Raw genomic sequence first — 25,008 nt, 5'->3', positions numbered from 1 at the left:
GGGCGCTCTAGATCAAACTTCACGCCGAAGTCGCTTGGTGCGGGGAGAACAATCGTGTGGCAGCAACGCTACAAGCACGTATTGTAAATGCCGTTACAGCCGTCGGTCTTCGACCAGACCGCCTGTGCTTGCTGCTGATAATATCTGTACTGACGGCATGCACGCCTTCCGACCAGGTCGAGCAGCAGTCGAAAATCGCGGCTTCCGCCACACAGACCGCATCGCTGGTTCTGGAGGCTTGGATCGCTGGGGCAGCCCCTTCGAAATACACGTCGCGCACGTTGCAATCGGTCGGCAAGGCGCTCGCCGATGCCGGTGCGCAAATCCAGTCCGCCAAGTCGCCTGAGCCCAGCGAGCAAGCCGGTCTGACGACGGCGGTCGGACAGCTTTCGGCGGCGGTAACACGCGCAGCGACCGCAGTGCAGAACGGCAACCGTTCGGACGTGGAACACGCGCAACAGGATCTGCGGGCCGCCGCCGCCGATCTGAGCGCGTCCTACGCCAGATATTTCGCGCCGAAATCATGAAGAAGCTACTCGAAATATCGCTCGGCGTCGTCACCAGCGTTGGCGGCTTTCTCGAGGTCGGATCGATGGCGACCGCAGCTCAGGCCGGCGCGGCGTTCAGGTTCCAGCTGATATGGGCCGTCGTCCTGGGCACGATCTGCATCATCTTCCTGGTCGAAATGGCCGGACGCTTCGCCGCCGTTAGCCATCACACCATCGCCGACGGGATCCGGGAACGGTTTGGCTTCAACGCCTTTCTGTGGCCGCTGCTTGCGACTTTGCTGGTCAACTTCCTGGTCATGGCAGCCGAAATCGGCGGTGTTGCCATTGCGCTCGAGCTCGCCACCGGCATCGGCTTTCAGTGGTGGGCGCTGCCGGTCGCTTTTCTGGCATGGCTGTTCCTTTGGAAAGGCACGTTCGGATTCATCGAAAAAGGTGTCGCGGTCCTCGGGCTGGTCACGCTGTGCTTCGTGGTTGGCGCCGTCATGCTGAAGCCCGATTGGGGGCAGGTTGCGGCCGGTGCCGTGCCCACTCTGCCCGAGCACGATGCGGCCAATTACTGGTTCATGGCGGTCAGCATTCTTGGTGCGTCGATCTCGCCCTATCTGTTCATGTTCTATTCGTCGGGAGCAATCGAGGATCAATGGGACAAGAGCTATCTCGGAGCCAATCGGGCCATTGCCGGCTTGGGCATGTGTTTTGGCGGCACAATCTCGATCGGTGTGTTGATTGTGGCGGCGCTCGTGCTGGCAGCGCACGGCATTGAGCAGATCGACGACTACCACCAGCTGCCGCTGATGCTGATTCCGATCTTCGGTTTCTGGGGGTTCGTCCTGTTCGTTGCTTCACTAGGCATCGCTTGCTTCGGTGCCGCGCTCGAAATCGGCCTGCAGCAAGCGTACCTTGTGGCGCAGGGTTTCGGCTGGACCTGGGGCGAGGACCTGAAACCGCGCGACGATCCCGGCTTCAGCACCGTCTATACGATCTCGTTGTTTCTCGCCGCCATTCCGATCGCATTGGGTCTCGATCCGCTGAAGCTCACCATCTTTTCCATGGCTCTGACGGCCGCCAGCCTGCCGCTGACCGTGGTTCCGTTCCTCTTCCTGCTGAACGACGAGCGTTATGTCGGCGAGCACCGCAATGGCCTGATCGCGAATGCCGCGGTCATCTTCATCATAGCGCTCGGTTTCGTGCTCGCAGTCGTGACTATTCCTTTGCAGATATTCGGAGGCACTTGATGGATTTGCTGCGCGACATCCTGGACAAGCAAGTGGTCGACCGCGAGCAGGTCAAGATCGGCAAGGTGGACGGGCTGGTGGCCGAACTCGGGCCAGGCAAGCCGCCAAAAATTATTGCGGTCGAGCTCGGTTCGATCACGCTGGCGCGCCGGCTTGGCGAGCGGCCCGGGCGCTGGATGGCGCGGCTTGCGGCAAGGCTCGGCGGCAGGCGCCATGCCGAGCCGCACCGCATCGCATGGAACAAGGTGCGCGACATCGGCGTCGACATCGAGTTCGATATCGACGTCCGCGAAACGGCGATTTTCGACTGGCAGAACTGGCTGCGCGATCATGTCATTGGGCGTATCCCGGGAGCTGGGTGATGGCCACCGTCAATCTTGAGCAATTGGCTGGCAGGAATGTGCTTTCGCAGCGCGGCAAAAGCATCGGCCATATCGAGGAGATACGCGCCGAACCGGATGGCGATGACCTCGTGGTTACCGAGTACCATGTCGGCATCTACGCAGCATTCGAGCGCCTGTCCGCTTCGGCCATCGGCATTGCGGTCCTCGACGTCTTTCGAATGCGCAGTCGCGACAGCATATACCGCATTCCCTGGGCCAAGCTCGACATCTCCGATCCGGCGCGGCCGCGGTTGTTATGCACGAAGGAAGAACTTTCCGCTATGAAGGGGAGTATCGAGGGCGATAAGCGGGAATGAACGACACTTTCCCGCCGTCGGAGAATGGGGTCCAGTGTGAAAGTTCTGGTTGCCGGCGCCACCGGCCTGATCGGTGCCTCGGTCGTCGCACGCCTTCTTTCCGAAGGGCATGAGGTGATCGGCTTGGTCCGCAGCTCCGGCGCAAACCGGGCCGGCAATTATCAGTTGCTGGTGCTGGACATGGCGGTGGCGCTGCAGCCCGAAGACTGGTTGCCGCATCTCACGGGCATCGACGCCGTCGTCAATTGTGCCGGCGTTCTGCAGGACAGCCCCCGTGAAAAGACGCGGGAAGTCCATCGCGATGCGGCGGCAGCACTCTTCCTCGCCTGTGCGCGGGCAGGGGTTGCCCGGGTGATCCACTTCTCGGCGATAGGCGTCGATCGGACGCAGCCTTCGACGTTCTCGGCGACGAAACTGGCCGGCGACCAAGCGCTTATGGCGCTTGATCTGGACTGGGTGATCCTGCGCCCGTCCGTGGTGCTCGGGCGGCCGGTGTTTGGAGCCAGCGCATTGTTTCGGGGTCTCGCCTCGCTGCCGGTGCTGCCGTCCATGCCCGACACCGGCCGGCTCCAGGTGGTACAACTCGACGACGTGGTCTCAACCGTCGTCTTCCTTCTCGCTCCCGCCAGTCCGTCTCGCGTCGTGCTGGAACTTGTCGGTCCCGAACAGCTGAGCATGGACGAGGTCGTCGGCAGCTATCGCCGATGGCTCGGCTGGGCTCCGGCAGTTAGCTTTGTCTTGCCGGCGGCTGTTGCAAGGCTTCTCTACCGCCTCGGCGATCTTGCCGCGATGTTCGGCTGGCGCCCACCAATGCGTACCAACGCGGCCAGGGAGATCGCCCGAGGGGCGGTTGGAGATCCCTCCAACTGGACCGCCTTGACCGGCATACGGCCGCAAACCCTGGCGGGTTTCCTCGCGCTCAATCCGGCAACGGTGCAGGAAAAATGGTTTGCCCGGCTGTATTTCATCAAGCCTGCGATCTTCGTCGTCCTGCCGTTCTTCTGGATCGCGACGGGTATTGTGTCGCTGACCACCGGCTATAACGGCGGCATCGATCTGATGCAAAGCACAGTGGCTGGCATCTTGTCGGCGCCGATCGTGATCGCCGGCGCTCTGGCCGACATCGCCATTGGCGCGCTCATAGCTTGGCGGTCGACGACGCGAAAAGGCCTCTATGGCGGCATCGCGCTCTCGCTCCTCTACTTAGCCGTCGGAAGTTTCCTGCGCCCGGAGCTGTGGAACGAACCGCTTGGGCCGTTCCTCAAAGTGTTGCCGATCCTGGTGCTGCACTTTGTAGCCTTGGCAGTGCTGGAGGAGCGTTGATGGACTATTTCCTGCTGAAATTTCTGCATGTCATCGGCGCGGCCGTGCTGCTTGGCACCGGCGCCGGCATCGCGTTCTTCATGCTGCTCGCCCACAGGACGGGCAATACGGCAACGGTTGCGGCGGTGGCGCGCATGGTCGTCGTAGCCGACTTTCTTTTCACAGCGACGGCCGTCGTCGCGCAGCCGCTGACGGGCGCCGCGCTCGCCTGGCAGGCAGGCTACTCGCTGTCGGAAGGTTGGATCGTGCTTTCGATCACGCTCTATATCTTCACCGGAATGTTCTGGCTCCCGGTCGTCTGGATGCAGATGGAGATGCGCAAGCTGGCCTCGCAAGCCGCCGCTGCAGGCGCGCCGTTGCCGCCACGCTATCATCGGCTCTTCTGGCTGTGGTTCGCCTTCGGCGTCCCCGCCTTCGCTGCCGTACTCGGAATTTTCTGGCTGATGATCGCGCGGCCAGCAATCGAGTGGTAGGTCGCAGGCAGGTCCCACTGCGATAATGCGCAGTCAAGGCACTGCGGAAAAATTCCGGCCCATGCAGCACGAATATCTGCCGGAAAGGAACTGCGCCTCGACCCGTAAGTCGCACCGGAGTCCGGTCCCGTATCATTCCCAACCGCGCGCTCACCGCCATCGGCACAGGACAAGATCCCGTCTTGAGGCGGGTTAGGCTTCGCTTACCAAAAAAGATGACGTCCGAGGGAACACGGGAAGCACAGGCAAGTTCGGTGCGCAGTGGAGGAGATTGCGCCATGAACAGTGTTATTTATCTCATCGGCCTCGTCGTCGTCGTGCTTGCGATCCTCTCCTTCCTCGGATTCCACTAGGAGACACCATGCAGGACCAGGACGATCAGGGCCGTCAGCCGGCCGATTTCGAGACAGCCAGAAGCGAGCTTTCGGAAAGACTACAACGGGAAAAGCAGACCGCAACGGAAGCGCTCCACGATGCGCGTGACGAGATCACCAGGAAAGCCGGAGATTACGCATCGGAAGCAAAGCAAGCATTGTTCAACAAGGCGGAGGGAACGCAGCGCGACGTGAGCGCCAACCTCAAGGCCTTCAGCGGCGCATTGCGCGCGGCAAGCGAGCATCTTGCCAACAATGATCAACGGACCGCTTCGAAATTCGCCCTTGACGCCGCAGGCGGGCTCGAGCGGCTTTCCTCGTCCCTGAAGGATAAACCGTTCGACGAGGTGCTTGGCGAAATTCAGTCGTTCGGCCGCAAAAACTCGGGCGCGCTGATCGCCGGTTCGGTATTGGCAGGCCTGGCGTTGGGACGGTTCATCAAGAGCTCGCCACCCTCTGCCCAAACCGGAGCACCGGGCCAGTCGGAAACAGGCCGGGCGCCCGAGACGGGTCCTCGCTCGAATGAGTTCGGATGGCGATCGGCAGAGGCAGTTGAGCCGGCCCCGCTAGGATCCGATCAGTCCGGCGATGACTGGGCCAATGCAAGCCTGGAGCGAAACCCATGACTGACAATCAGGACACTCGCAGCCTGACAACCCTTGTCAGCGATCTGGCACAGCAGGTCACAACACTGCTTCAAACCGAAAGCAGGCTGTTGCGGGCTGAAATGTCGGAAAAGGTAAGCAAGGTCGGCGCCGGCGCCGTGGAGGTAATGGGAGGCGTCATTTGCCTGCTTGCCGCCCTGATGGTGCTTTTGCAGGCGCTGGTGATTGCCTTGGCGAGCGCCGGCCTGGGAGCCGGATGGTCCTCGCTGCTCGTCGGCGTCGTGGTGGCAGTACTGGGCGTCATACTCTTGCGCTCGGGCAAGGCAAGCATGGCTCCCTCCGAGTTGACCCCCGACCGGACACAAGACCAACTTAAACGCGACGCACGCGTGATCAAGGAACAGATAAGATGACCGAGAAATCCGCAGCCGAGTTGGAACGCGATGCTGATATTGCGCGCGCCAGAGTGGCAGATACCGCAGACACGATCCGCAGCAAGATGACACCGGGCCAACTGATCGACGAATTCACCGGGATGTTCAGCGGCGAGGGATCCGCCATGCTCAGCAATCTTAAGACTCAGGTCAGGGACAATCCGTTGCCGCTTACATTGGTCGGCGCGGGCCTAGCCTGGCTGATGCTTGGCAAGGGCACGTCGGTAGACAGTTCAGCACTTGATGCCTATTCGACCGGCAGGGAGCCTGACGGCACCCGAAACTTCTCTGACCAGAGGGGCTTGGGCGGGGCCTGGCAGGACTCACGCGGCGATGAGTACGGTGCCGAGGGCGAAGGTTCCGCCGGCTCCATGCTCTCCGATGCCGCTCGTTCGGTTGCGTCCGTGGCAGGCGGTGCGACTGAGGCTGTGGCAGACGTTGCGAGCGGCGCCAAAGAAAGATTGAGAAGCACAGCCGGGCAGGTCGGCTCGGCCGCCACCGATATGACGGGGCGGGTGCGGCAGTCGGCGCAGGACCTGTTCCAGCGCGAACCTCTGGCAATGGCCGCGGTGGGCCTTGCCGTGGGCACAGCCATCGGCGTGATGCTGCCTCACACCGCCGCGGAAGACGCGCAACTCGGCCCTTACCGCGACAAGCTTCGTGACAGTGCCGAAGAAGTCGTTGAAGAAGGCGTGGAGCAAGCCAAGCAGGTTGCCGCCGAAGCATATGAGACTGTAAAGGAAGAGGCTGACCGACAGGGTTCCAGCGGCGACGCCGAGACGTTGGTCGACCGCGTCGAGAAAGTCGTGAAAAAGACGGCAAGCAAAACCGAGGAAGCCATTCGCGATCGTTTGCCGGAGACCGACGAGTCTCCCAAATCGACGTCATAGCGCTGCCACCGGTCGTTCCTGGTGATTTCGACCGCGGGTCGCCTTGCGGTGGGAACATCGAAGTCGGCCAGGAGTCCGCAACCTTCCGCAGACAAATGGGATCGCGGCGTTCAAGCCATCAGAACCGGGGCGCTCCGATCCGTTCGGATTCTTAGCTCTGAATCCGTTCGGTTCTTCGGGCTCCAAGGAAGCGTGTCTGGCCGACGCGTGGCGCGCGGTCCTTAGCAGCACTTCCGATCCCAGAAAAAACAACCACCCGGTCAATTCGGCTGGGGTGGTTGTCAGGAATTCCTCTTCCCCAGCGGGGCGGCCTAACTCTTGGCGGTCTCTCCCGCCTCACGCAGCCTGGCGTATTGCAAGGTGACGGCGCGAAGGTTCTGCTTCAACCAGTCGGCCATTTTTTCTTCTTCGCTGAGATTTTGCTGAAGAGAGTTGGTTGCCTGACTAAACCCTCCGGCTTCGGCGAGTACGAGCAATGAGTTGTAGGCGGCGATCTCGTAATTTTCGAATGCAAAGTTGGCGAAGCTGTTCTTGAGGATTTCGTCGCCGGCTACGGAATGTCCCATCGCCGCCATGCTGCCGACCATCGACATGGCCGTGTCTTTCAATGTGGAATGGTCCTCGCCGAGGCCATCCAGAATGGATTCCAGCCGGGCGATCTGCCCTTCGGTCTCCGTGATATGCTGCTGCAGGCGATCGGCGACCTGCGGATAGTTCTCGATCCGCTTGACCTGAGGCTTCATGATCGAAAGTGCCTGGTTCTCCATGGCGTGGGCGTTGCGCAGCCCAACAATGAAGATCGAACGGGTTTCGGAGTTGACGTCAGTGTCCATAGGATTTCCTCGCGATTTGATTTGTAGAACCAAACCTCGGCTTCGCCGATTTGTTCCTGGCGAGATTTGATGGACTCGTACCTATCCTTGCTCTTTAAGCAGCGCTGCACAAACATCGCTCACGACCTGCGGCAGGACGTCGAAAGCATAGCCGATGTGAAGCCGCTCAGGCGGCGTGTGGTAGTCTCGTCCCCACGGACCGATATTGATGGTGGGAATGTTGGCTAGCCCACCTGACTTCGGCCAGCGAATGCCGTCCCGCCACATCGGCGTGTTGCGGGCGACGACCTTGAGACCGGACTCGGCCGCCTCGCCAAAGAAGCTCATATCCGAGATGCCGGCGAAATAATCCGCACAGCCGATTGCCGAGCCATAGCGGGCGCTTGCGTCGGCCGCGACGTCCGAAGCGATCGCCCGCAGCCGCGCCGCTGCCGGCCGGTCCGAAAGGTTCGTCGGCAAGTAAGGTATCGAGCCGAAGCCGGTGACGATTGCCGGTCCCGGCAAGCGGCTCAATCGCCATGCCTAGTCGGTGACCAGCCGGCATTGCTCCGGCAGTGGAAGATCGCGGGCGGCAAGCGAAGCCCCAACGGCGCCAAGCCTCGATCTTGCCTCCGCGTCGAGACGGTCCAGCACTGCCTCGTAACGATGCAGGGGGATTGTTTCGAGGAGATCGATCGCGGCGCTGCCGTGCTGGAAGTGCCGCCGCCGCTTCAACTCCGCCAGGCAGGCCGAAGCAGCATCGGCGCAAAGCCGGTCGAAGCGTTCGAGCACCTCATCCGGCGTCCGGCGATAGCTCAGCACGTTGAAGGTGGCGAACGCCGCAGCCGGCGTGGTCACGTCATAGCCGGACTTGCCGTCGCGAATGCTGAGCAGACTCGGCGGTGTACCCGGAAGCGACCGGGAGTCGTCGGTCAGCTCCGATGCCCATTCCACCCGGGCGGCTATGGCCGCGGCAATGGTCGCCGCATTCAGGCCACTCAACGGAAAGCCGCTATGCGCGGGAACGCCGACGACATGGGCCGTCGGAAGCAGCTTGCCGACCGTTCCAAGCGCGATGACGCGACCCTTGCTGCCGTCCCCGTCGTCGGCGATCGCATCGAGATTGATCGCCGCGAAAATGTCCAACTCGTGCTCGCCGGCTATCTCGGTGAGAACCTGTGCCGCTTTGCGCGCACCGGCAGAATTGTTCTCTTCGTCGGGAACCGCGGTAAACAGAAAGTTTCCCGCCGCGTTGGTGCTTTCGGCGAATGCGGCGCAAACCGCCAGCCCGGCGGCCAAACCGGCCTTCATGTCGAGCAGCCCGCGGCCGGCGAGAAACTCCCCCGAGGCGAAGTCGTCCCGCGCCCGCCTCACGGCAGGCGCCTCGGCCATGGCCAAAGTTTTTCTTAGCGCTTGGGTGAGTTGTTGCGGCTGGGTGGCCAGATCCTCCAGATCGCCATAGTCGCGCGTCGTGACGGTGTCGTAGTGACCGGTCAGCACGATGGTGGCGCGGCCAGTACCGCGGACCAGCATCGCCACGCAATGGCGGCCATCTTCCGGCTCGACCTCTATGGTCCAGGTTCCGCGTGGCGAAACGCGGCTTCGCGGCGTAACTCGTCTGCCAGCCACGGGCCGAACGAGGCTTCGCCGCCGGTCCCGGTGACGCTCTTCTGCTCGGTCAATGCGATGGCCCAGCGCATGGCGCGCCCGGACAGGCTGCTTTTCGCCTCACCGTTCATCATTGTGCCCGATACAAGATGCAGGAGAACGAGCTTAGCGCCAGCAGGGCGATTTCCTCAAGAGTTGCGTTGCGCCGGCTTACATCCTCCTGGCTTCGTCAGAAGCCGGTTGTTTCACCGGGGCTTGCTTCTGGTCACAGGTGGCCGGCCGATGCTGTAAGCTTCGCGCGAACATCCGCCACCCCGGTTCCGCTTTCGGTTGATCTGTCTTTTCTTTGACGCGAGCGTCCGACGCCCAATCCGAAAGAGCACCCCTCGCATACCCTGTCGGGAACAAAGCTTGGGCTGCGTGCTTATGGGATTGGCTGCGGTATTTCCAAGGCAGCCAGATCGGAGAAAGACATGAAGAAGAAGACTTGGAAGAAGCCCGTCATGTGCGAAGTCGCGGCGGGAATGGAGATATCGCGCTATTTGCCTGCCGAAATCACCACAAAGAAATGACATTACGCAACCGGCGGGTACGGCATCGGCTGTGCTCGACCGGTTCGCGACATTGCTGGAATAGAGAAACGCGGAGTTTGTCACGGCGTGTGGATTAGGATCATCGGCTCCGCCGCGGGTGGCGGTTTTCCTCAGTGGAACGCCAACGACCGGCTGAACAGGGCCGCGCGGGCGGGTAATCCTGGGGTCCGCCCGCGTCTTCAGACGAGTGTTGCGGCATCTCCAGACGGGCGACGCTGGGTGCTTTTCAATGCCTCTCCCGATATCCGCCAGCAGATTGCTGAAAACCCTGAACTCCAACCGCATCCGGAGATGTCGGCACGCGCCACACCGCTGGCAGCCGTCGTCCTGACCGGCGCCGAGATCGACCAGATTTCGGGGCTCCTCAGCTTGCGTGAGCGGCAACCCTTCGCTCTTTATGCAACGGAGGAGGTTCTGGCGGTTATCGCCTCCAATTCGATCTTCGATGTCCTCGATGCTCAGATTGTTTCGCGCCGCTGCCTTCCTCCTGAAGGCTTCATCGATCTTTGCGATGCCGAGGGCGCGGAAATCGGCATCCGCATCGAGGTGTTTTCCGTTCCTGGCAAGGTGGCGCTCTTTCTTGAAGATGGCGGCCGACAGGATCCGGAGCTCCGTTCCGCCGATGGCGGCACGATCGGGGTTCGTCTGATGGAGGGGAGCCGCTCGCTGCTCTTCATTCCCGCTTGTACAGCCGTCGATGAATCGCTGCGGCAACGGATTGCCGGCGCCGACATGGTTCTCCTCGACGGCACAGTGTTCACGGACGACGAGCTGATCACGGCCGGCGTGGGCGTGAAGACCGGCGCGCGCATGGGACACATCGCCATGTCCGGACCGAACGGTGCGATCGCATGTCTGAACCACCTGCCGGTCGACCGCCGGATTTTCATCCATATCAACAACACAAATCCGGTTCTGGACGAGGAATCGCCCGAACACGCGGCGGTGCGCGCAGCTGGATGGGAGATTGCGCAAGACCGGATGGAGCTCATGCTGTGAACGATTTTTCCGACGTGGTCGGCCGCGGCCTCAATGAACAAGATTTGCGCACAGTCCTTCTGCAGGTCGGCCGCGAGCGTTATCACAACCGACACCCCTACCATCGCAGAATGGTGGAGGGAGCGATGTCGAAGACCGAGCTGCAGGCCTGGGCGCTCAACCGCTACTGCTATCAGGCGGCCATTCCGCGCAAGGACGCCACCATCCTGTCCCACGCCGAGGATCCGGCATTCAGGGCCGCATGGCGCAAGCGCATCGAGGACCATGACGGCGAGGACGGCCGGAGTGGCGGAATTGCGCGCTGGCTGCATCTCGCGACGTCGCTCGGCCTTGAGTCGGAAGAGGTGAAAAGCCAAAGGCTGGCGCTGCCGGCAACACGCTTCGCGGTGCAGGCGTATGTCAATTTCTGCGCGTCCCATACGCTGCTCGAAGCAGTTGCTTCCTCCCTCACCGAACTCTTTTCGCCCGATATTATCGCAGAACGCGTGCCAGCGATGCTGGCGCGATACGACTTCGTCAGGGCCGACACGCTCGCCTATTTCGATCGGCGGCCCGATCAGGCCGCACGCGATTCCGATTTCGCGCTGGGCTACGTGCTTCGCTATGCCGACACGCCGGAACGTCAGCAGAAGGTTGTCGACGCCATGGTCTTCAAGTGCGATGTGCTCTGGGCGATGCTCGACGCGCTCGACTACGCATATGGGCATGACGGCGTCATACCCCCTGGCTGCTTCCGGCCGGAGACCAACGGATGACAGCGGACCGCCGGAGAGGGATTGTATCGGCGCAATCTCGCCCGCGCCTCGCGCCCTATGTACGCCTGCGTTTCGATCCCGTCCGGAATGCCTGGGCGGTGCTGGCACCCGAGCGCGTTCTGTGGCCCGATGCAATCGGACTGGACATCCTCCGGCGCTGTGACGGCAAGACGTCAATCAGTGCCATCGTGAGGGAGCTTGCTTGCGAATATGACGGTCAGGGCCAGGAAATCGACGCCGACGTCGGCGCCTTCCTGCAGGAATGGGCAGACCGGCTGTTGGTGCGGCTGTGACGCAGGCGCCGTTCCCTCCGATCGCGATGCTGGCTGAGCTGACGCATCGCTGCCCTCTGCAGTGCCCTTACTGCTCCAATCCCATTGATTTGCTGAAAGCCGACCGTGAAATGGAGACGGAACGCTGGCTCGACGTGTTCGAGCAAGTGGCGGCTATGGGCGTTCTTCAAGTGCATCTTTCGGGCGGCGAGCCGACGCTGCGCCGGGACCTCGAACAATTCGTGTCAACGCTGTCGCAAACCGGTGTCTACACCAACCTCATCACGGCCGGCGTCGGCCTTGCCGGCATCCGTCTGGAAGCACTTGCCAGCGCGGGGCTAGACCATGTTCAGGTGAGCTTCCAGGGTGCCAATGCCGAAACCACCGCGCGGATCGGACGCCATTCCGGCGCCCACGCGCAAAAGCTCGCTGCCGCCAGACATGCGCGGGCCCTCGGACTGGCGCTGACGATCAATGCGCCGATCCATCGGCACAACATCGCGGAAATTCCCGATTACATCGACCTGGCGCTCTCGCTCGGCGCCGAGCGGCTGGAGATTGCCAACGTGCAATATGCCGGCTGGGCGTTGCTCAATCGTCGCTATCTGCTGCCCGACGGCGCCTCGATAGAGCATCAGGTCGCGACCGTGGAGGCCGCACGGGCACGTCTTGTCGGCGTGCTGGAGATCGATTTCGTGGTGGCGGATCATTTTGCGACCTATCCCAAGCCCTGCATGGGCGGCTGGGGGCGCGATGCTTTCGTCATCGCACCGGACGGCTTGGTGCTGCCCTGTCATGCTGCGATGACCATTCCATCGCTGCGATTCGAGCGCTTCGGCTCTCGGCCGCTGGCCGACATTTGGCGGGACTCGCCGGCATTCAACGCCTTCCGTGGGACGGACTGGATGCTGGAACCCTGCCGCAGCTGCGAGCGCCGTGATGTCGACTGGGGCGGCTGCCGTTGCCAGGCGCTGGCGCTGGCCGGCGATGCTGCGGCGGCCGATCCCGTATGCGTCAGGTCGCCCCTCCATGCCCGGATGGCGATGCTGCTCGAGGAGACGCTTCCGCCGTCCGATGCGAGGACCGGCGGAGACCTCATCCCGCCCTTTGCCTTTCGCCGTATCGGCCGCACATGATCTCGATCAAGAGTCCGGGGCTACCCTCGTTCTCACTCGGCGGCTGGAAGGAACAGTCAAGGTGAGGCCGATCCAGATCTGACCAGCCGTCACCACAAGGCCGTGAATATCCAGAGTGGAACCTTTTCAATGGCGGGGAATTAATCCAACTCCGCCTCGGTCAGTCACTGCGGGAGAGGGAGCTGCAGCGGAATGAGGCTGGCGCTTGCTGTTCTTGCCCTGTTGCTTTTCGTCGCTGCTCCCGGTCTTGCCGAGCCTCAGACGGTGGTAATCGGCTATCTCGGCCAGTCGCGCAAGCCGCCCTTACAGTTGGGTCCGCTGGACCAGTTCGCGACAGATGACGGGCTGCAAGGCGCACGTCTTGGCATCGCCGACGACAATACGACCGGGCGCTTTCTCGGCCAGCATTTCCGGCTGGAGGAGCGAGTGCTGAAGCCCGCCGAGACGGCATCGGACGCGATAGGCCAGTTCGCTGGCGCCGGCCTTGCGTTTGTCGTCGCCGATCTTGACGCTGTGCCGCTCACGCAGGCGCTTGCGGCGCCTGGCGCCGAGAAGATGCTGCTGTTCAACAGCCGCGCTACCGACGATGCGCTGCGCCAGCAGGACTGCAGGAAGAACCTGCTACACACCATTCCAAGCCGCGCCATGCTCGCCGACGGCCTGGCGCAGTACCTGGTGTGGAAGCGCTGGCAGCGCTGGTTCCTGCTTGTCGGCACGCATTCTGCCGACCAGGCGATGGCCGCCGCTTTTCGCCGCGCGGCGCAACGTTTCGGGGCCGAAATCACCGTCGACCAGCCATGGACGTTCCGTCCGGCGAACGGACGCGCTGATACCGGCCATGTCACGCTGCAGTCAGAAATACCGGCCGCCACGCAGGTCGCCGATTACGATGTATTGGTCGTCGCCGACGAGGCTGACGAATTCGGCGCCTATCTCGATGACCGCACGGCACTGCCGCGACCGGTCGCCGGCACGCAAGGGCTGGTTGCGGCCGGTTGGAGCGCCGTCACCGAGGAATGGGGAGCGACGCAGTTGCAGGACCGCTTCCGGAAGCAGGCGGGGCGATGGATGACGCCGAGCGACTATGCCGCCTGGCTCGCCGTGCGCAGCGTCGGCGAGGCCGCGACGCGGCTGCGCAGCGTCGATCCGTCAGCCATCGCCGGCTACATGCGCGGCGACGATTTTCTTCTCCCCGGTTTCAAAGGCCAAGGGCTCAGTTTTCGTCCATGGGACGGGCAACTGCGGCAGCCGATCCTGATTGCTGGGCCTCGCCTGCTGGTCTCCGCCTCGCCGCAGCCCGGCTTCCTGCATCAGCGGACGCCGCTCGACACGCTTGGCATCGATCTCGAGGAGAGCGCATGCCGCTTTTGACCGCAATCCTCCTGGTGGTGTCCGTGCTTATCTCGGTCGGTCCTGTTGCTGCCGAAACCGTCTACGTGTCGAACGAACAGGACAATGCGGTTGCCGTCGTCGACGGGGCAAGTATGAGCCTCTCGGCAACGATCGACGTCGGACGGCGGCCGCGCGGACTGGCGCTTTCCATTGACAAGAAGACCCTCTTTGTCGCTGTCGGCGACGACAATCGCATCGATGTCGTCGACCTTGCCAAGAGACGAGTGGTCGGCCAACTGCCTTCGGGAGCCGATCCGGAATTCTTCGTCGTGCATCCCGACGGCAAGCGGCTGTTTGTGGCCAATGAGAACGACAATCTGGTCTCGGTAGTGGAAATCGCCTCGGCCAAGGTCATCGGCAACGTCGATGTCGGTGTCGAGCCCGAGGGAATGGCGGTCAGCGCGGACGGCCGTTACGTCGCCTGCACCTCGGAGACGACGAGCATGCTGCATCTCATCGACGCCGGCACGCTCGATCTCGTGGATAATTTGCTGGTCGACACGCGACCGCGCGCCGCGGCGTTCTCCCCGGACGCAAAGCGGCTTTGGGTCTCTTCCGAGATCCGCGGCACGGTGACGGTCTTCGACACCTTAACACGGGCTGAAACCGGCAAGGTCCAGTTTGAGGTGCCGGGTATTCGCCGCGAAGGCGTCCAGGCCGTCGGCATCGAGATGTCGCGTGACGGCGGCACTGCGTATGTCGCGCTGGGTCCCGCAAACCGGATCGCCGAGATTGACACGGCCACGCTGGCGGTGCGCCGCCTTTATCTTGTCGGCCAGCGGCCATGGCACGTCGCGCTGGCAGACGATCAGAGACGCCTATTCAGCGCCAACGGCAATTCCGGCGATATCTCGGTCATCGACCTTGAGAATGAAGAGGTGGTCAAATCGCTGCCGGTCGGGCGCGGTCCGTGGGGCGTCGTGGTTGGGCCATGAAAGCGCTGTCGCTCGACAATCTGGGGCACAGTTTCAAGGACCGGCGGGTGCTCGACGCTATCTCCTTCTCGGTCGAGCAGGGCAGGATGTGCATCCTGCTTGGTCGCAACGGCGCCGGCAAGACCACCTTGTTCTCGCTGATTACCGGTCTCTATCACGCTCGTTCTGGCTCGGTGCAAGTGTTCGGACACGCCATGCGCACCGACCCTGCGACCGCGCTCGCCCAGATGGGCGTCGTCTTCCAGCAGCAGACGCTCGATCTCGATCTCACGGCGGGCGAGAACCTACGCTATCACGCCGCCCTGCATGGTCTTGCCGCCGACGTTACCAAGGTCCGAACACGCGAGGAACTCGGCCGCCTCGAAGTCCTCGACAGGCTCGGCGATCCCATCCGCTCATTGTCGGGCGGCCAGCGGCGGCGTGTCGAGATCGCCCGTGCGCTCATGCACCAGCCGCGCCTTCTCCTGCTCGACGAGCCGACCACCGGACTGGACGTGCCCGGGCGCCGGGCACTGGCGCAGCATGTTCGCGGCTTATGCCGCGAACGCGGCATTGCGGTATTGTGGGCGACGCATTTCCTTGAGGAGGTGACTGCCGAAGATGATGTTGTCGTGCTTCACGGCGGCCGTGTGCGATGGGCAGGCCGCGCCGATCGCATTACCGCCGAACTCGGCGTCGGCAGCATGGCAGACGCGTTCGCTCGCTTGACGGAGTCGGCATGATAACCCGTCATGCGCTGCGGGCGCTCATCGGCATCTTGCAGCGAGAACTGCTTCGCACGCTGCGCCAGCGCGGCCGCCTGATCTCGGCGATTGCCCGGCCATTGGTATGGCTGGCCATCTTCGCCGCCGGCTTCCGCTCCGTGCTCGGCCTGTCGATCACGCCGCCTTACCAGACTTATGTGCTGTATGAAGTCTATGTGGTGCCCGGGCTGGCCGCGATGATGCTGCTGTTCCACGCCATGGCCAGTTCGCTGGCAATGGTCTATGACCGCGAAATGGGCAGCATGCGTCTGTTGCTGACCGCGCCGCTGCCGCGCTGGTATCTGCTCGGCGCTCGCCTGCTCGCCAGTGTGGTCGTCGGCCTGCCGCTCGTGTACCTGTTCTTGCTGATCGCGCGCTACTGGGACGTGCGGCCACCGATGCTCGGCTATCTCGCGGTTCTGCCGGCGCTGGTGCTGTCCGGGCTGATGCTTGGCGCCTTCGGCCTGCTCGTCTCGTCAGTATCGGCCCAGATGGAGAATTTCGCCGGGGTGATGAACTTCGTCATCTTTCCGATGTTCTTCGCCTCGACCGCGCTCTATCCACTGTGGCGACTTGCCGAGGCTGGTCCGGTGCTTGCGACGGTCGCAGCGCTGAACCCGTTCAGCCATGCAGTCGAGCTGATCCGCTTCGCGCTCTATCTGCGCTTCGAGCCGGTCTCATGCCAAGTAGTTCTGGCCTGCCTCGTCGTGTTCTTCCTCGCCGCGGCGGCCGCTTATGATCCCGGTCGTGGCCTGTGGTCGCGACGCGGCGAGCAATGACTTTCATTTGAGCGAATAGAGGTAGGCAGCCACGTCCCGCGCCTCCTGCTCGGAAATTCTGGTCGAAGGCATTGCCGTATGCGGGCTGATCTCCCTTGCCGCACGGATCCAGCGGATCAAGTTTTCCGGCTTGTTGTACAAGACGCCGCCGACGTAAACCCGGTTGGCCAAGCTGGCGTCGAGGCGCGGGCCGACCAGCCCTTGCGCTCCGGGAACGCCGGTGATGGTGTGGCAACCGGCGCAGCCATTGGCCATCATGATCGGTATGGCGCGGGCGCCGACACCGCCGGTCGCATCGTCGGCCTTCTGCTCGACCCGACGGCTTTGCTCGAAGTACAACGCAATCCCGGCCAGGGCTGCAACGAGCACGACAATTACCGCAGCGCCGATTATGGCTTTAGACAGCGTGAAGCGCATGCGGCGCCTCCTTTCGGCTGCTCGAGCGGATCCACAGGCCGGCCAGCAGCAACGCCGCGCCGCCATAGATCAGGCCGGCCGGAACCCACATCACCAAACCGGCGAGTTGCTGGTCCTCGAGCGGACTAAGGCTCCACAATTCTGCGCCGGCGGCGTTTTCCGGGTACCACAGCCTTGGCGAGACCAGCAGCAGCACTCCGAGCAGGCCGGTGTGCAGCGAGGTGAAGAAAAGGTGCATGACCGCGCTGCCATAGGCTTGTTCGCGGCCGGGGCGCGGCAGCAGCACCCACCAGAACAGCAGGCCGCTACCGAGGAAGCTGGCATGTTGCGCATAGTGCAGGGCACCCTGTCCAAGCGCTGCCTCGAACAGGGCCGGAACGTGCCACGCCCATATCGCGACGCCGTGCAGGACGGTGGCGGCTGCAGGGCGGCTGATGGCGACCCAAACCGCTCGCAGCATCTTGGCGTGCCCGGCTGTGCCCAGCGCCTGCCGCAGCTTGATCGGCAATGCCCACATCATCGCCGCGGCCGGACAGGAGGCGACCAGCAAGGGCGCCGCCACCGCCATCAGCAGCTCATGTTCGATCATATGGGCGGTGAAAACGCGCTCACCCAATGCATGGAGCGGATTGACCAGCGCTGCTGCCAGAATGACCCAGCCGGCCGCGAACAGCAGGGCTTGCCACAGCCGCAACGGGCGGCTGCGAGCACTCCGCCGCCACAACCGAGCGGCTCCAGCGGTGTAAAGCAGTGCGATCGCTGCCAACGGCAGCGTAATTGGCAGCGCCAGCGTCCAACCGGCCTGAGGGGCGCCGGCACCGTAGCAGATGGAGGTCGAGAAGAGCGCCTCGAAGCTCATCGTATGCAGCCGTCAAGAATGAGCGAGGCAGCGCCCTGCATGACGATTACCAGCGTAAACAGCACCGCGCTTAGAATACTGACATTGGCGACGAAATCTTCGGTGCCGCGCGTACGCTCCGGTCTGAAGGCGGCGCCGCCTTGCTGTCGCGCCCGCCACGAAAGCGCGCCGCCGAGCAAGGCCAGCACCGCCAACACCAACGCAATGACGGGGATGATCGCAATCCTGTGAGCGCACTGCCACTCGACAACCGCGTAGTTCAGTTGCGTCGATACCGCCCAGGCCAATGGCCCCGACAACAGCCCACCCCAGGAAGTTCCGTACCGAACCGCACGCATCTCAACCCAGCCTCGGCGTCCAGTAAATAAACAGATAGATCGGGATCCAGGTCGCGACCACGAAATCCCAGTAGAAGACGTTGTCGCCCACATCCCCGAAACGCCGGCCGCTATAGCCATGGCGCGTGAACATCAGAACCGTCAGCACCAGCGTGTCGCCGACATCGGTGATCAGATGTGTGGTGTGGAGGCCGAGCAGCACCCACAGCATCGAGCCATACGCATTGGTATCCCAATAAATGTTGAGGGCTGGAAATTCGAACCAGCGCACGACAAGCGGTGCGATGCCGAGCAGCGACATCACCAGCAGGCCGATGCGCACCGGCACCATGGCACAGGCTTCGGCGTAGCGGTTCAGTATGTGGTTGGGCACCACGCTGGCGAGCAGCAACAGCATGACGATGGTGCCCGGCCAATGGTTGGGCGGCGGCACGCCGAGCGGCCATTCGGGGGACAGGTAGGCAAGGTAGAGATAGGCGCCTGCGGCGAGCGCGAAACCAGTGCCCTCAAGCGCCATGAAGGCGAGGGTGCCCCACCAAGTCGGGCTGCGCGGTCCGAGCCCGAAGGTCGGGAGTTCGGAAAGATCCGCGGCCGGGCGCTGTTTCATTCCTCGTCCTCCGGATCGCCTTTCGGCCAGAACCAGCCGATCAAGGTGATGGCGATCGGCCCGGCTCCCCAGACCACCGCCCACGGGCTGAAGATCGAATAGAGAAAGGTGGCGCCCACGGCGAGGGCGGCGAATAACGGCCAGATCGATGGCGTCGCCGACTTCTCGCGCACATCGGGATGCGCCTCTGCCACGGTCGAAATAACAAGTTCGCGCACGTCGACACGAAGCCCAGTCGCCACCGGCAGCGTATCGCGTTCGGCCCACAGCGGCTCGGCATGTGTAACCACCGGAATATGGGCGAAATTGTAGTTAGGCGGCGGAGACATTGTCGCCCATTCCAGAGTGCCCGCATTCCAGGGATTGTCCCCGGCCGGCGCGCCCCTCAAGGCGCTGTGAACCAGGTTTATGGTAAACAGCACGAAGCTCAGGAACAGGACGACCGCGCCGGCTGTGATGAACAGGTTGATGTTGCCCCAGCCGAGCTCCGCCGGATAGGTGTAGACCCGGCGTGGCATGCCCCACAGCCCGACAATGTGCATCGGAAAGAACGCCGCATTGAAGCCTATGAAGGCAAGCCAGAAGTGCCAGCGTCCGAGACGCTCGTTCATTATCCGGCCGGTGATCTTGGGGAACCAGAAATAGGTCGCGCCGAGCAGCGGGAACACCGACCCGCCGATCAGCACGTAATGGAAATGCGCGACCACGAAATAGGTGTCGTGCACTTGCAGGTCCAATGGGACCGAGGCCAGCATCACGCCGGTCAGGCCGCCTGCGACGAAGGTGAAGAAGAAGCCGAACACGAACAGCAGCGGCGTCCTGACTATCGGCTTTCCGTCCCACAATGTCGCCAGCCAGCAGAAGATCTGCAGCCCGTTCGGGATGGCGATCAGCATGCTCGACGCGGTGAAGAAGCTCGCGCCGAGCTTCGGCAAGCCGGTTGCGAACATGTGGTGGACCCACAGGCCGAACGACAGAAAGCCGACCGAAATCAGCGACAGAACCATGCCCAGATAGCCGAATACCGGACGCCGGGCGAAAGCGGCGATGATCGAGGACACCATGCCGGTGGCCGGCAGGAAAATGATGTAGACTTCGGGGTGGCCGAAGAACCAGAACAGGTGCTGGAAGAGCAGTACGTCGCCACCCTCGGCGGGATTGAAGATATGGGTGCCGACCAGCCGGTCGAGGATCAGGAACGTCGACGTGATCATGACCGCCGGCATGGCGAACACGATCACGAAGGAGGTGACCAGCATCGCCCAGACGTAGAGCGGAATCTTGTCCAGCGACATGCCCGGCGCGCGTTGCTTCAGCACGGTGACGATGGTGGCAACCGCGACCGCCAACGATGACACTTCGGTATAGGTGATCATCTGCGCCCACACGTCGGAACGCTTGCCTGGCCCGAATTCAGGGCCGGACAGCGGCACATAGGAGAACCAGCCGACGTCGGGCGCCATGTCGAGTGCAAACGACACCCAGGCGAAGAGGCCACCGGAGAGATAAATCCAGAAGCTGAATGCATTGAGGCGCGGAAAGGCGATGTTGCGGGTGCCGACCATCAGCGGCACGAGGTAGATGCCAGTCGCCTGAACGATCGGCACTGCAAACAAGAACATCATGGTTACGCCATGCATGGTGAACAGCTGGTTGTAGCGGTCGGGCCCGATCAGCCCGCGCTCCGGCCCCGACAGTTGGATGCGCATGGCAACGGCGCTGAGGCCACCGAGGCACAGGAAGAAGAAGGCGGTGATCAGGTAGCGCCGCGCGACAATTTTGTGGTCGACGCTCGAGAGCGCACCGATGATGCCCGGTGCCGTCTGCCATGTCCGCGCCAGCCAGCGGTCAAGGCTGGCGTCGTCGAGGCCGGTATCGCGAGGACCGTCGTGCTCGGGAGCTAGGTCACCCTTTTGTGCTGCGGCGCGTTGCTGGGCGAGGTCACGCTCATGGGCTAGGTCGGCGCTGCTCATTTCAGGCCCTCGAGATAGGCTACGATCGCATTCAGCTCGTCCCCGTTTAGTCCCACTACGGGCATGTGGGCACCTGGCTTGATCCCTTGCGGATCGGCTATCCAGGCTGCGAGATTGCCGCGGCTCATCGCCAGCGTTCCGGCAGCGAGCGTCTGCCGGCTTGCGATATGTGTAAGGTCGGGAGCGACCGTACCGCCGGCGATGGTGCCGCCGATCTTGTGGCACATCACGCAAGGCCGTTTGAGGAATAGGTCATGGCCGGCTTTTGCCTCGCCAGAGGCAGGAGCGACCGCCGGCCGCAGCTGATCGTTCAGCCACGCGTCGAAGACGGGCCGGGGTTCGGCGACGATGAAGGTGCTCATATTGGCGTGCTGCGCGCCGCAGAACTCGGCGCACTGGCCGCGATAGACGCCGGGCTTGTCCGCCTTCAGATCGAGAACGTTCTCGTGGCCTGGAATGAGGTCCAGCTTGCCCGAGAGGTTCGGCACCCAGAAGGAATGGATGACGTCGGTCGAGGTCACGACAAGCCGCACCGGCTCCCCCGCCGGGATATGGATTTCATTGGCGGTCGTCAGGATGCGGTTCGGCTGATCGTTTTCGTAGCGCACCTCCCACCACCATTGATGCCCGGTCACCCGGATCGTCAGCGCCGCATCCGAGCCGATGGCGGCGAGCGTCCGGTTAGCGAAGTAGCTCAGCAGCGTCAGGCCGACCAGGATCAGGGCGGTAGCGGCGAGTGCGGCGACGACAATTCGCATCTTGCTGCGCTCGGCGGCAGCGTCGAGGACAAGCGGATCGCCGAGCGGCGCCGGGCGCCGGGCCAATGGCGTAATCAGCACGGCCATCACCAGAAGCCAGACCGCCGTGCACAGCGCGGTGAAGAACCAGATCAGCCATGCAAGCTCGCCCGCGGCCGGGCCTTTCGGGTCGAGCGCGGATTGCCAGCCGCTGCATCCTGCAAGGAGCAGCATGCAGGCTGTGCTGCAGCACACCCTGCAAAGAAGGCGGTTCACGGCGACTTCCCCAGCGTCGCGGCGTCCGGCAGGCGATTTTCGGATGGATGGGGCATCATGTCGTCGTCGCGGCTCGGCGCAGCGGACTTTGGCGCGTTGCCGCTCAGCGCGCGGACGAAGGCGGCAAGCTCCCAGATCTGGTCGTCAGGGATCTTGTCGCGGAAGCTCGGCATGCCGTTCGGCCGGCCGTCCCTGATCGTGGCGTGGATGCTTTCGATCGAGCTGCCATAGAGCCACTTCTGGTCCATGAGGGCCGGGCCCATGCCGCCGCCGCCATTGGCATGGCAGCCGGAACAGTTGAACCAGTTGAACAGACGCTTGCCCTCGCTGAGGTGGAAGGCGTTGGCCTCGAACACGCCGGCCTTGTTGTCGGACGAGGCCGGCCGTTGGCCGCCCGGCTCGAGGGCCGTCACAGCCGCCGGTTGGTTGCCCGAGCCGAGCACCGACTGTGGACGCGTGTCGCGTTCCTCGCGCTGGCAAGCGGCAAGGACGAGCATCGCCGACAGCAAGCATGGAAGGCCGCGGTTCATCGCACTGCCGCCCCGGCGCCGTCGAGGCGAGGCACGCCATATTCCGCCAGGATCGTATCGATCTCGGCGCGGTGTTTGGCAATAGCTGCGTCTACCTCACCGCGCAGTGCATCGTCGTCGCGGCGCACGGCCATCGAGATGTCGTAGATCATCGGCAGCAGCGGACCGTCGATACGCGGCGCAACCGGCGTAATTCGTAACGGAGCTTTTTGCCTGGCGGCGAAGTAGCCGGCCAACGGTCCCCAGACGACGGCAACATCGATGTCGCCATTCGCCACCGCCTCGATGATGCGCGCTGGCGGGTTCGGCGCGGAATAGTCGCCATAGACCGGGAAGCCGATGAGATGGCCGACGATGCCGCGGCGCCCGAGCGCCTGGACGGGTGGCGAGTTGGCGCCGTCGTCGCCGATCAGCTGGACGCCGATGTGCAGATCGCGCAGGCGAGGATCGTTGAAGGACGTGATTTCCGGCGCATCCTTTCGTGTCACGAAGACGTAGGAAGACCGGTAGTAGGGCGCGGTGGTGCGCAGCATTTCGAGATTGGCGGGTGTGCCGGGCACCAGATCGCACAGGCCGGCTTTCAGCGTGTTGCGCACAAAGCCGCGCCGCTGTGCCCACCATGTGTAGGAAACAGTCGCACCAAGCTCCTCGGCGACGAGTTCGGCAATCTTGTTTTCAAAGCCCTCCCTGGCGGCATTGGAGAACGGCATGTTGTTGGGATCGGCGCAGATTCTCAATTCGCGCGCATCGGCAAGGGGGGCAACAAGCGAGAGCGCCAGTGCACCGACCGCGGCGGCAAGCCGCCGCGGTCGCGTTCTCCGTGGCCGCGCAACTCGGCCGATCGTCTCAAGGCAGCCGGAACACATACAGCGTACCTCCCGGCGTGGTTACATCCTTCAGATCCTTCATGACGTTGACGAAGCCCAGCGCGGCGGTGGCGTCGCGCGGGTCGAGATCGCCGGATACGATCGCCCCAGCCCAGCCACCAACGCCCGAAAGGACCGCGACATATTGGTGCCCGTCTGGGCCGCGATAGGTGATCGGCTGGCCGATGATGCCGGACGACGTCTTGAACTGCCAAAGCAGCGCGCCGGTCCTGGCGCTGACCGCCTTGAACCAGCCTTCCATCGTGCCATAGAACACGACATTGCCGGCGGTGGCGACGGCGCCGCTCCACACCGGAAAGTTCTCCTTCAGGCTCCACGCCGGCTTGGCGGCGGCGACATCCCAGGCGGTGAAAGCGCCGCGATTGCCGCCCGGCCCCGGAATCATGCGCACGTTCATGCCGACATAGGGCGTCCCGGCGATGTAATTCACCTCGACGCCTTCTTCGTCCATGCACATGTTATTGTGCGGAATGTAGAGCAGGCCGGTCTTTGGCGAGAACGCCGAAGGCTGCCAGTCCTTTAGCCCGGATGCGGTGGGGCAGATGTCGCGCACGACCTTACCGGTGCCGGTTTTTTTGTCGGGATTTACAATCAGCCGGCCGGTCTTGAGGTCGACGCCCTTGCTGGAATTGACAGGCCCGAACGGCACCGCCGACAATACCTCCCCCGTCGTGCGGTCCAGCAAATAGACATAGCCGTTGCGTTCCGGTCGGACCAGGACCTTGCGGAGCTTGCCCTGCCAAGTCATGTCGAGCAGCACCTGCTCGTTGATGCCGTCGTAATCATGGAGGTCGTGCGGGGTCCATTGATAGAACCATTTGGCTGCGCCGGTGTCGGGATCGCGGGCAAAGATGCCGGCGGTCCATTTGTTGTCGCCGGGCCTCAGATCCGGATTCCACGGGCCGGGATTTCCGGTGCCGTGGAAGATAAGGTTCAGATCCGGATCATAGGAGATCCAGCCCCACACATTGCCGCCGCCGATCTTCCACGCATCGGGCGGCCATGACGTCACGCCGAGATCCTTGCCCTTGTCCATGTCGTAATGCGGCTTGAAATCGGGGCCGATCAGCACCTCGGCGTCCGGGCCGGTGTTGTAGGCCGTCCAGACGACGTGCCCGTCGCCGGCGTCAAGCGCCTTGATCCAGCCGCGCACGCCCATTTCGCCGCCGGAATTGCCGACCAGCACCTTGCCCTTGACCACCAGCGGCGCCATGGTGATGGTCTCGCCGATATTGATGTTGCCGATATGGGTGTTCCAGACCGGTTTGCCGGTGGCTGCATCAACGGCGATGGTATGGCCGTCGAGCGTGTTGAAATAGATGCGCCCGTCGAAGAAGACCGCACCGCGGTTGACCACGTCGCAACAGGCAACGCCCTGCGCCGCAGGCTCGGGATTGGGCTCGAATTTCCACTTCATCGGCGCGCCGGGCTTGGTAAGGTCAAGCGCGTAGAGGATGTTGGGAAACGGCGTCACGATGTACATCGTGTTGCCGACGACCAGGGGCGCAGCCTCCTGGCCCTTGTTGACGCCAGTGGAGAATGTGAAGGCCACCTGCAGGTTCTTGACGTTGTCCTCGGTGATTTCCGCAAGTTCGCTGTAGCGGGTCGAGGCGTAGTTCTTTGCCGGCATCGCCCACTGGCCGTCGTCGGGCGGAGCAGCCGCGGACGGCGGATTTATCGCAAAGCTTGACGTTGACTGAGCAACCGCCGTGGTAACTAGCGCGAAGCCTGCCAGCAGCGTCCATCCCAGCATCGCAGCCATTGGCCTTTCTCCCCTTTTGGCTGACACACTGGTTTTCGCTGCCACCTGTCGCACT

General features: G+C 63.1%; 30 protein-coding genes. 18 read left to right on the top strand and 12 right to left on the bottom strand.

Features of this window, described 5'->3' with window-relative positions; genetic code table 11:
* The first annotated feature begins 128 nt into the window (after positions 1-128).
* The 9 genes from NKI50_RS07020 to NKI50_RS06980 all read left to right on the top strand — a co-directional run bounded on the left by NKI50_RS07020 (position 129) and on the right by NKI50_RS06980 (position 6,543).
* Complete coding sequence (locus NKI50_RS07020; protein ID WP_352715930.1) at positions 129-527, top strand: hypothetical protein; 399 nt, start codon at positions 129-131, stop codon at positions 525-527.
* Positions 524-1,744 carry an NRAMP family divalent metal transporter gene (locus NKI50_RS07015; RefSeq protein ID WP_352715927.1) on the top strand — a complete coding sequence of 407 codons (1,221 nt, stop codon included), beginning with the start codon at positions 524-526 and terminating at the stop codon, positions 1,742-1,744. Before NKI50_RS07020 ends, NKI50_RS07015 begins: the two co-directional genes overlap by 4 nt.
* Positions 1,744-2,106, top strand: a complete 363-nt coding sequence (locus tag NKI50_RS07010) for a hypothetical protein (protein ID WP_352715925.1) — start codon at positions 1,744-1,746, stop codon at positions 2,104-2,106. The genes NKI50_RS07015 and NKI50_RS07010 overlap by 1 nt, the downstream gene beginning before the upstream one ends.
* A complete protein-coding gene (locus NKI50_RS07005; RefSeq protein WP_352715922.1) occupies positions 2,106-2,444 on the top strand; it encodes a hypothetical protein in 339 nt (112 codons plus the stop codon). The genes NKI50_RS07010 and NKI50_RS07005 overlap by 1 nt, the downstream gene beginning before the upstream one ends.
* A gap of 36 nt (positions 2,445-2,480) precedes the next feature.
* Positions 2,481-3,767, top strand: coding sequence for an SDR family oxidoreductase (locus tag NKI50_RS07000; RefSeq protein ID WP_352715920.1), 1,287 nt, complete (start codon positions 2,481-2,483; stop codon positions 3,765-3,767).
* On the top strand, positions 3,767-4,240 hold the full coding sequence (locus NKI50_RS06995) for a DUF2269 family protein (protein WP_352715917.1): 474 nt from the start codon (positions 3,767-3,769) through the stop codon (positions 4,238-4,240). The genes NKI50_RS07000 and NKI50_RS06995 overlap by 1 nt, the downstream gene beginning before the upstream one ends.
* A gap of 271 nt (positions 4,241-4,511) precedes the next feature.
* Positions 4,512-5,240 carry a hypothetical protein gene (locus NKI50_RS06990; RefSeq protein ID WP_352715914.1) on the top strand — a complete coding sequence of 243 codons (729 nt, stop codon included), beginning with the start codon at positions 4,512-4,514 and terminating at the stop codon, positions 5,238-5,240.
* Positions 5,237-5,632: a phage holin family protein gene (locus NKI50_RS06985; RefSeq protein WP_352590405.1), complete on the top strand. Its 396-nt coding sequence runs from the start codon at positions 5,237-5,239 to the stop codon at positions 5,630-5,632. Before NKI50_RS06990 ends, NKI50_RS06985 begins: the two co-directional genes overlap by 4 nt.
* Positions 5,629-6,543, top strand: a complete 915-nt coding sequence (locus tag NKI50_RS06980) for a hypothetical protein (protein ID WP_352590402.1) — start codon at positions 5,629-5,631, stop codon at positions 6,541-6,543. The genes NKI50_RS06985 and NKI50_RS06980 overlap by 4 nt, the downstream gene beginning before the upstream one ends.
* Positions 6,544-6,854: 311 nt before the next feature.
* On the opposite strand, the gene NKI50_RS06975 is transcribed toward NKI50_RS06980, so the two are convergent.
* The 3 genes from NKI50_RS06975 to NKI50_RS06965 form a co-directional block, all read right to left on the bottom strand.
* Positions 6,855-7,376 (bottom strand): ferritin-like domain-containing protein, encoded by a 522-nt coding sequence (locus tag NKI50_RS06975; RefSeq protein ID WP_352482843.1) that lies wholly within the window; start codon positions 7,374-7,376, stop codon positions 6,855-6,857.
* Positions 7,377-7,457: 81 nt separating this feature from the next.
* Positions 7,458-7,889 (bottom strand): zinc-binding metallopeptidase family protein, encoded by a 432-nt coding sequence (locus tag NKI50_RS06970; protein WP_352590399.1) that lies wholly within the window; start codon positions 7,887-7,889, stop codon positions 7,458-7,460.
* 9 nt (positions 7,890-7,898) lie between these two features.
* Positions 7,899-8,984: a M20/M25/M40 family metallo-hydrolase gene (locus tag NKI50_RS06965; protein WP_352715909.1), complete on the bottom strand. Its 1,086-nt coding sequence runs from the start codon at positions 8,982-8,984 to the stop codon at positions 7,899-7,901.
* A 452-nt stretch (positions 8,985-9,436) separates the two neighbouring features.
* Between NKI50_RS06965 and NKI50_RS06960 the strand changes: the two genes are divergently transcribed.
* The 9 genes from NKI50_RS06960 (at position 9,437) to NKI50_RS06920 (ending at position 16,567) form a co-directional block, all read left to right on the top strand.
* Entirely contained in the window at positions 9,437-9,535 is a 99-nt protein-coding gene (locus NKI50_RS06960; RefSeq protein ID WP_352482840.1) for a pyrroloquinoline quinone precursor peptide PqqA, read from the top strand.
* A gap of 87 nt (positions 9,536-9,622) precedes the next feature.
* Positions 9,623-10,555, top strand: coding sequence for a pyrroloquinoline quinone biosynthesis protein PqqB (gene pqqB, locus NKI50_RS06955; RefSeq protein WP_352715907.1), 933 nt, complete (start codon positions 9,623-9,625; stop codon positions 10,553-10,555).
* Positions 10,552-11,310 (top strand): pyrroloquinoline-quinone synthase PqqC, encoded by a 759-nt coding sequence (pqqC, locus tag NKI50_RS06950; protein WP_352715904.1) that lies wholly within the window; start codon positions 10,552-10,554, stop codon positions 11,308-11,310. The genes pqqB and pqqC overlap by 4 nt, the downstream gene beginning before the upstream one ends.
* A complete protein-coding gene (gene pqqD / locus NKI50_RS06945; protein ID WP_023716589.1) occupies positions 11,307-11,603 on the top strand; it encodes a pyrroloquinoline quinone biosynthesis peptide chaperone PqqD in 297 nt (98 codons plus the stop codon). Before pqqC ends, pqqD begins: the two co-directional genes overlap by 4 nt.
* A complete protein-coding gene (gene pqqE, locus NKI50_RS06940) occupies positions 11,573-12,718 on the top strand; it encodes a pyrroloquinoline quinone biosynthesis protein PqqE (RefSeq protein ID WP_051409553.1) in 1,146 nt (381 codons plus the stop codon). The genes pqqD and pqqE overlap by 31 nt, the downstream gene beginning before the upstream one ends.
* Before the next feature lie 192 nt (positions 12,719-12,910).
* Positions 12,911-14,089: a lanthanide ABC transporter ABC transporter substrate-binding protein PedA1 gene (locus NKI50_RS06935; RefSeq protein WP_023716591.1), complete on the top strand. Its 1,179-nt coding sequence runs from the start codon at positions 12,911-12,913 to the stop codon at positions 14,087-14,089.
* Positions 14,077-15,045, top strand: coding sequence for a PQQ-dependent catabolism-associated beta-propeller protein (locus NKI50_RS06930; protein ID WP_023716592.1), 969 nt, complete (start codon positions 14,077-14,079; stop codon positions 15,043-15,045). Before NKI50_RS06935 ends, NKI50_RS06930 begins: the two co-directional genes overlap by 13 nt.
* Positions 15,042-15,767 (top strand): lanthanide ABC transporter ATP-binding protein PedB/LutE, encoded by a 726-nt coding sequence (locus NKI50_RS06925; protein WP_023716593.1) that lies wholly within the window; start codon positions 15,042-15,044, stop codon positions 15,765-15,767. Before NKI50_RS06930 ends, NKI50_RS06925 begins: the two co-directional genes overlap by 4 nt.
* Positions 15,764-16,567, top strand: a complete 804-nt coding sequence (locus NKI50_RS06920; RefSeq protein WP_023716594.1) for a lanthanide ABC transporter permease protein PedC — start codon at positions 15,764-15,766, stop codon at positions 16,565-16,567. Before NKI50_RS06925 ends, NKI50_RS06920 begins: the two co-directional genes overlap by 4 nt.
* Positions 16,568-16,570: 3 nt before the next feature.
* Here the strand turns inward: NKI50_RS06920 and NKI50_RS06915 are convergent, their stop codons facing one another.
* From NKI50_RS06915 to NKI50_RS06875, 9 genes are read right to left on the bottom strand one after another with little or no spacing between them, the layout of a single operon-like run.
* On the bottom strand, positions 16,571-16,984 hold the full coding sequence (locus NKI50_RS06915; RefSeq protein WP_352482833.1) for a c-type cytochrome: 414 nt from the start codon (positions 16,982-16,984) through the stop codon (positions 16,571-16,573).
* Positions 16,965-17,843, bottom strand: a complete 879-nt coding sequence (locus NKI50_RS06910) for a cytochrome c oxidase assembly protein (RefSeq protein WP_352482832.1) — start codon at positions 17,841-17,843, stop codon at positions 16,965-16,967. The genes NKI50_RS06915 and NKI50_RS06910 overlap by 20 nt, the downstream gene beginning before the upstream one ends.
* Complete coding sequence (locus NKI50_RS06905) at positions 17,840-18,181, bottom strand: hypothetical protein (RefSeq protein ID WP_352715901.1); 342 nt, start codon at positions 18,179-18,181, stop codon at positions 17,840-17,842. The genes NKI50_RS06910 and NKI50_RS06905 overlap by 4 nt, the downstream gene beginning before the upstream one ends.
* 1 nt (position 18,182) lies before the next feature.
* Positions 18,183-18,788, bottom strand: coding sequence for a cytochrome c oxidase subunit 3 (locus NKI50_RS06900; protein ID WP_352482830.1), 606 nt, complete (start codon positions 18,786-18,788; stop codon positions 18,183-18,185).
* On the bottom strand, positions 18,785-20,761 hold the full coding sequence (ctaD, locus tag NKI50_RS06895; protein WP_352638929.1) for a cytochrome c oxidase subunit I: 1,977 nt from the start codon (positions 20,759-20,761) through the stop codon (positions 18,785-18,787). Before ctaD ends, NKI50_RS06900 begins: the two co-directional genes overlap by 4 nt.
* Entirely contained in the window at positions 20,758-21,732 is a 975-nt protein-coding gene (gene coxB, locus NKI50_RS06890; RefSeq protein ID WP_352482828.1) for a cytochrome c oxidase subunit II, read from the bottom strand. The genes ctaD and coxB overlap by 4 nt, the downstream gene beginning before the upstream one ends.
* 38 nt (positions 21,733-21,770) lie before the next feature.
* Entirely contained in the window at positions 21,771-22,304 is a 534-nt protein-coding gene (locus NKI50_RS06885) for a c-type cytochrome (RefSeq protein WP_352638931.1), read from the bottom strand.
* Positions 22,301-23,170: a substrate-binding domain-containing protein gene (locus NKI50_RS06880; protein ID WP_352482827.1), complete on the bottom strand. Its 870-nt coding sequence runs from the start codon at positions 23,168-23,170 to the stop codon at positions 22,301-22,303. The genes NKI50_RS06885 and NKI50_RS06880 overlap by 4 nt, the downstream gene beginning before the upstream one ends.
* Positions 23,151-24,953, bottom strand: a complete 1,803-nt coding sequence (locus NKI50_RS06875) for a methanol/ethanol family PQQ-dependent dehydrogenase (RefSeq protein WP_280940404.1) — start codon at positions 24,951-24,953, stop codon at positions 23,151-23,153. The genes NKI50_RS06880 and NKI50_RS06875 overlap by 20 nt, the downstream gene beginning before the upstream one ends.
* Between the last annotated feature and the right edge of the window lie 55 nt (positions 24,954-25,008).

Origin of the sequence: Mesorhizobium sp. M0563 (assembly GCF_040321065.1) — a bacterium.
Lineage (GTDB): Bacteria > Pseudomonadota > Alphaproteobacteria > Rhizobiales > Rhizobiaceae > Mesorhizobium.
Note: the sequence above shows the minus strand (reverse complement) of the source record. Positions and strands in the feature narration are given on the sequence as shown.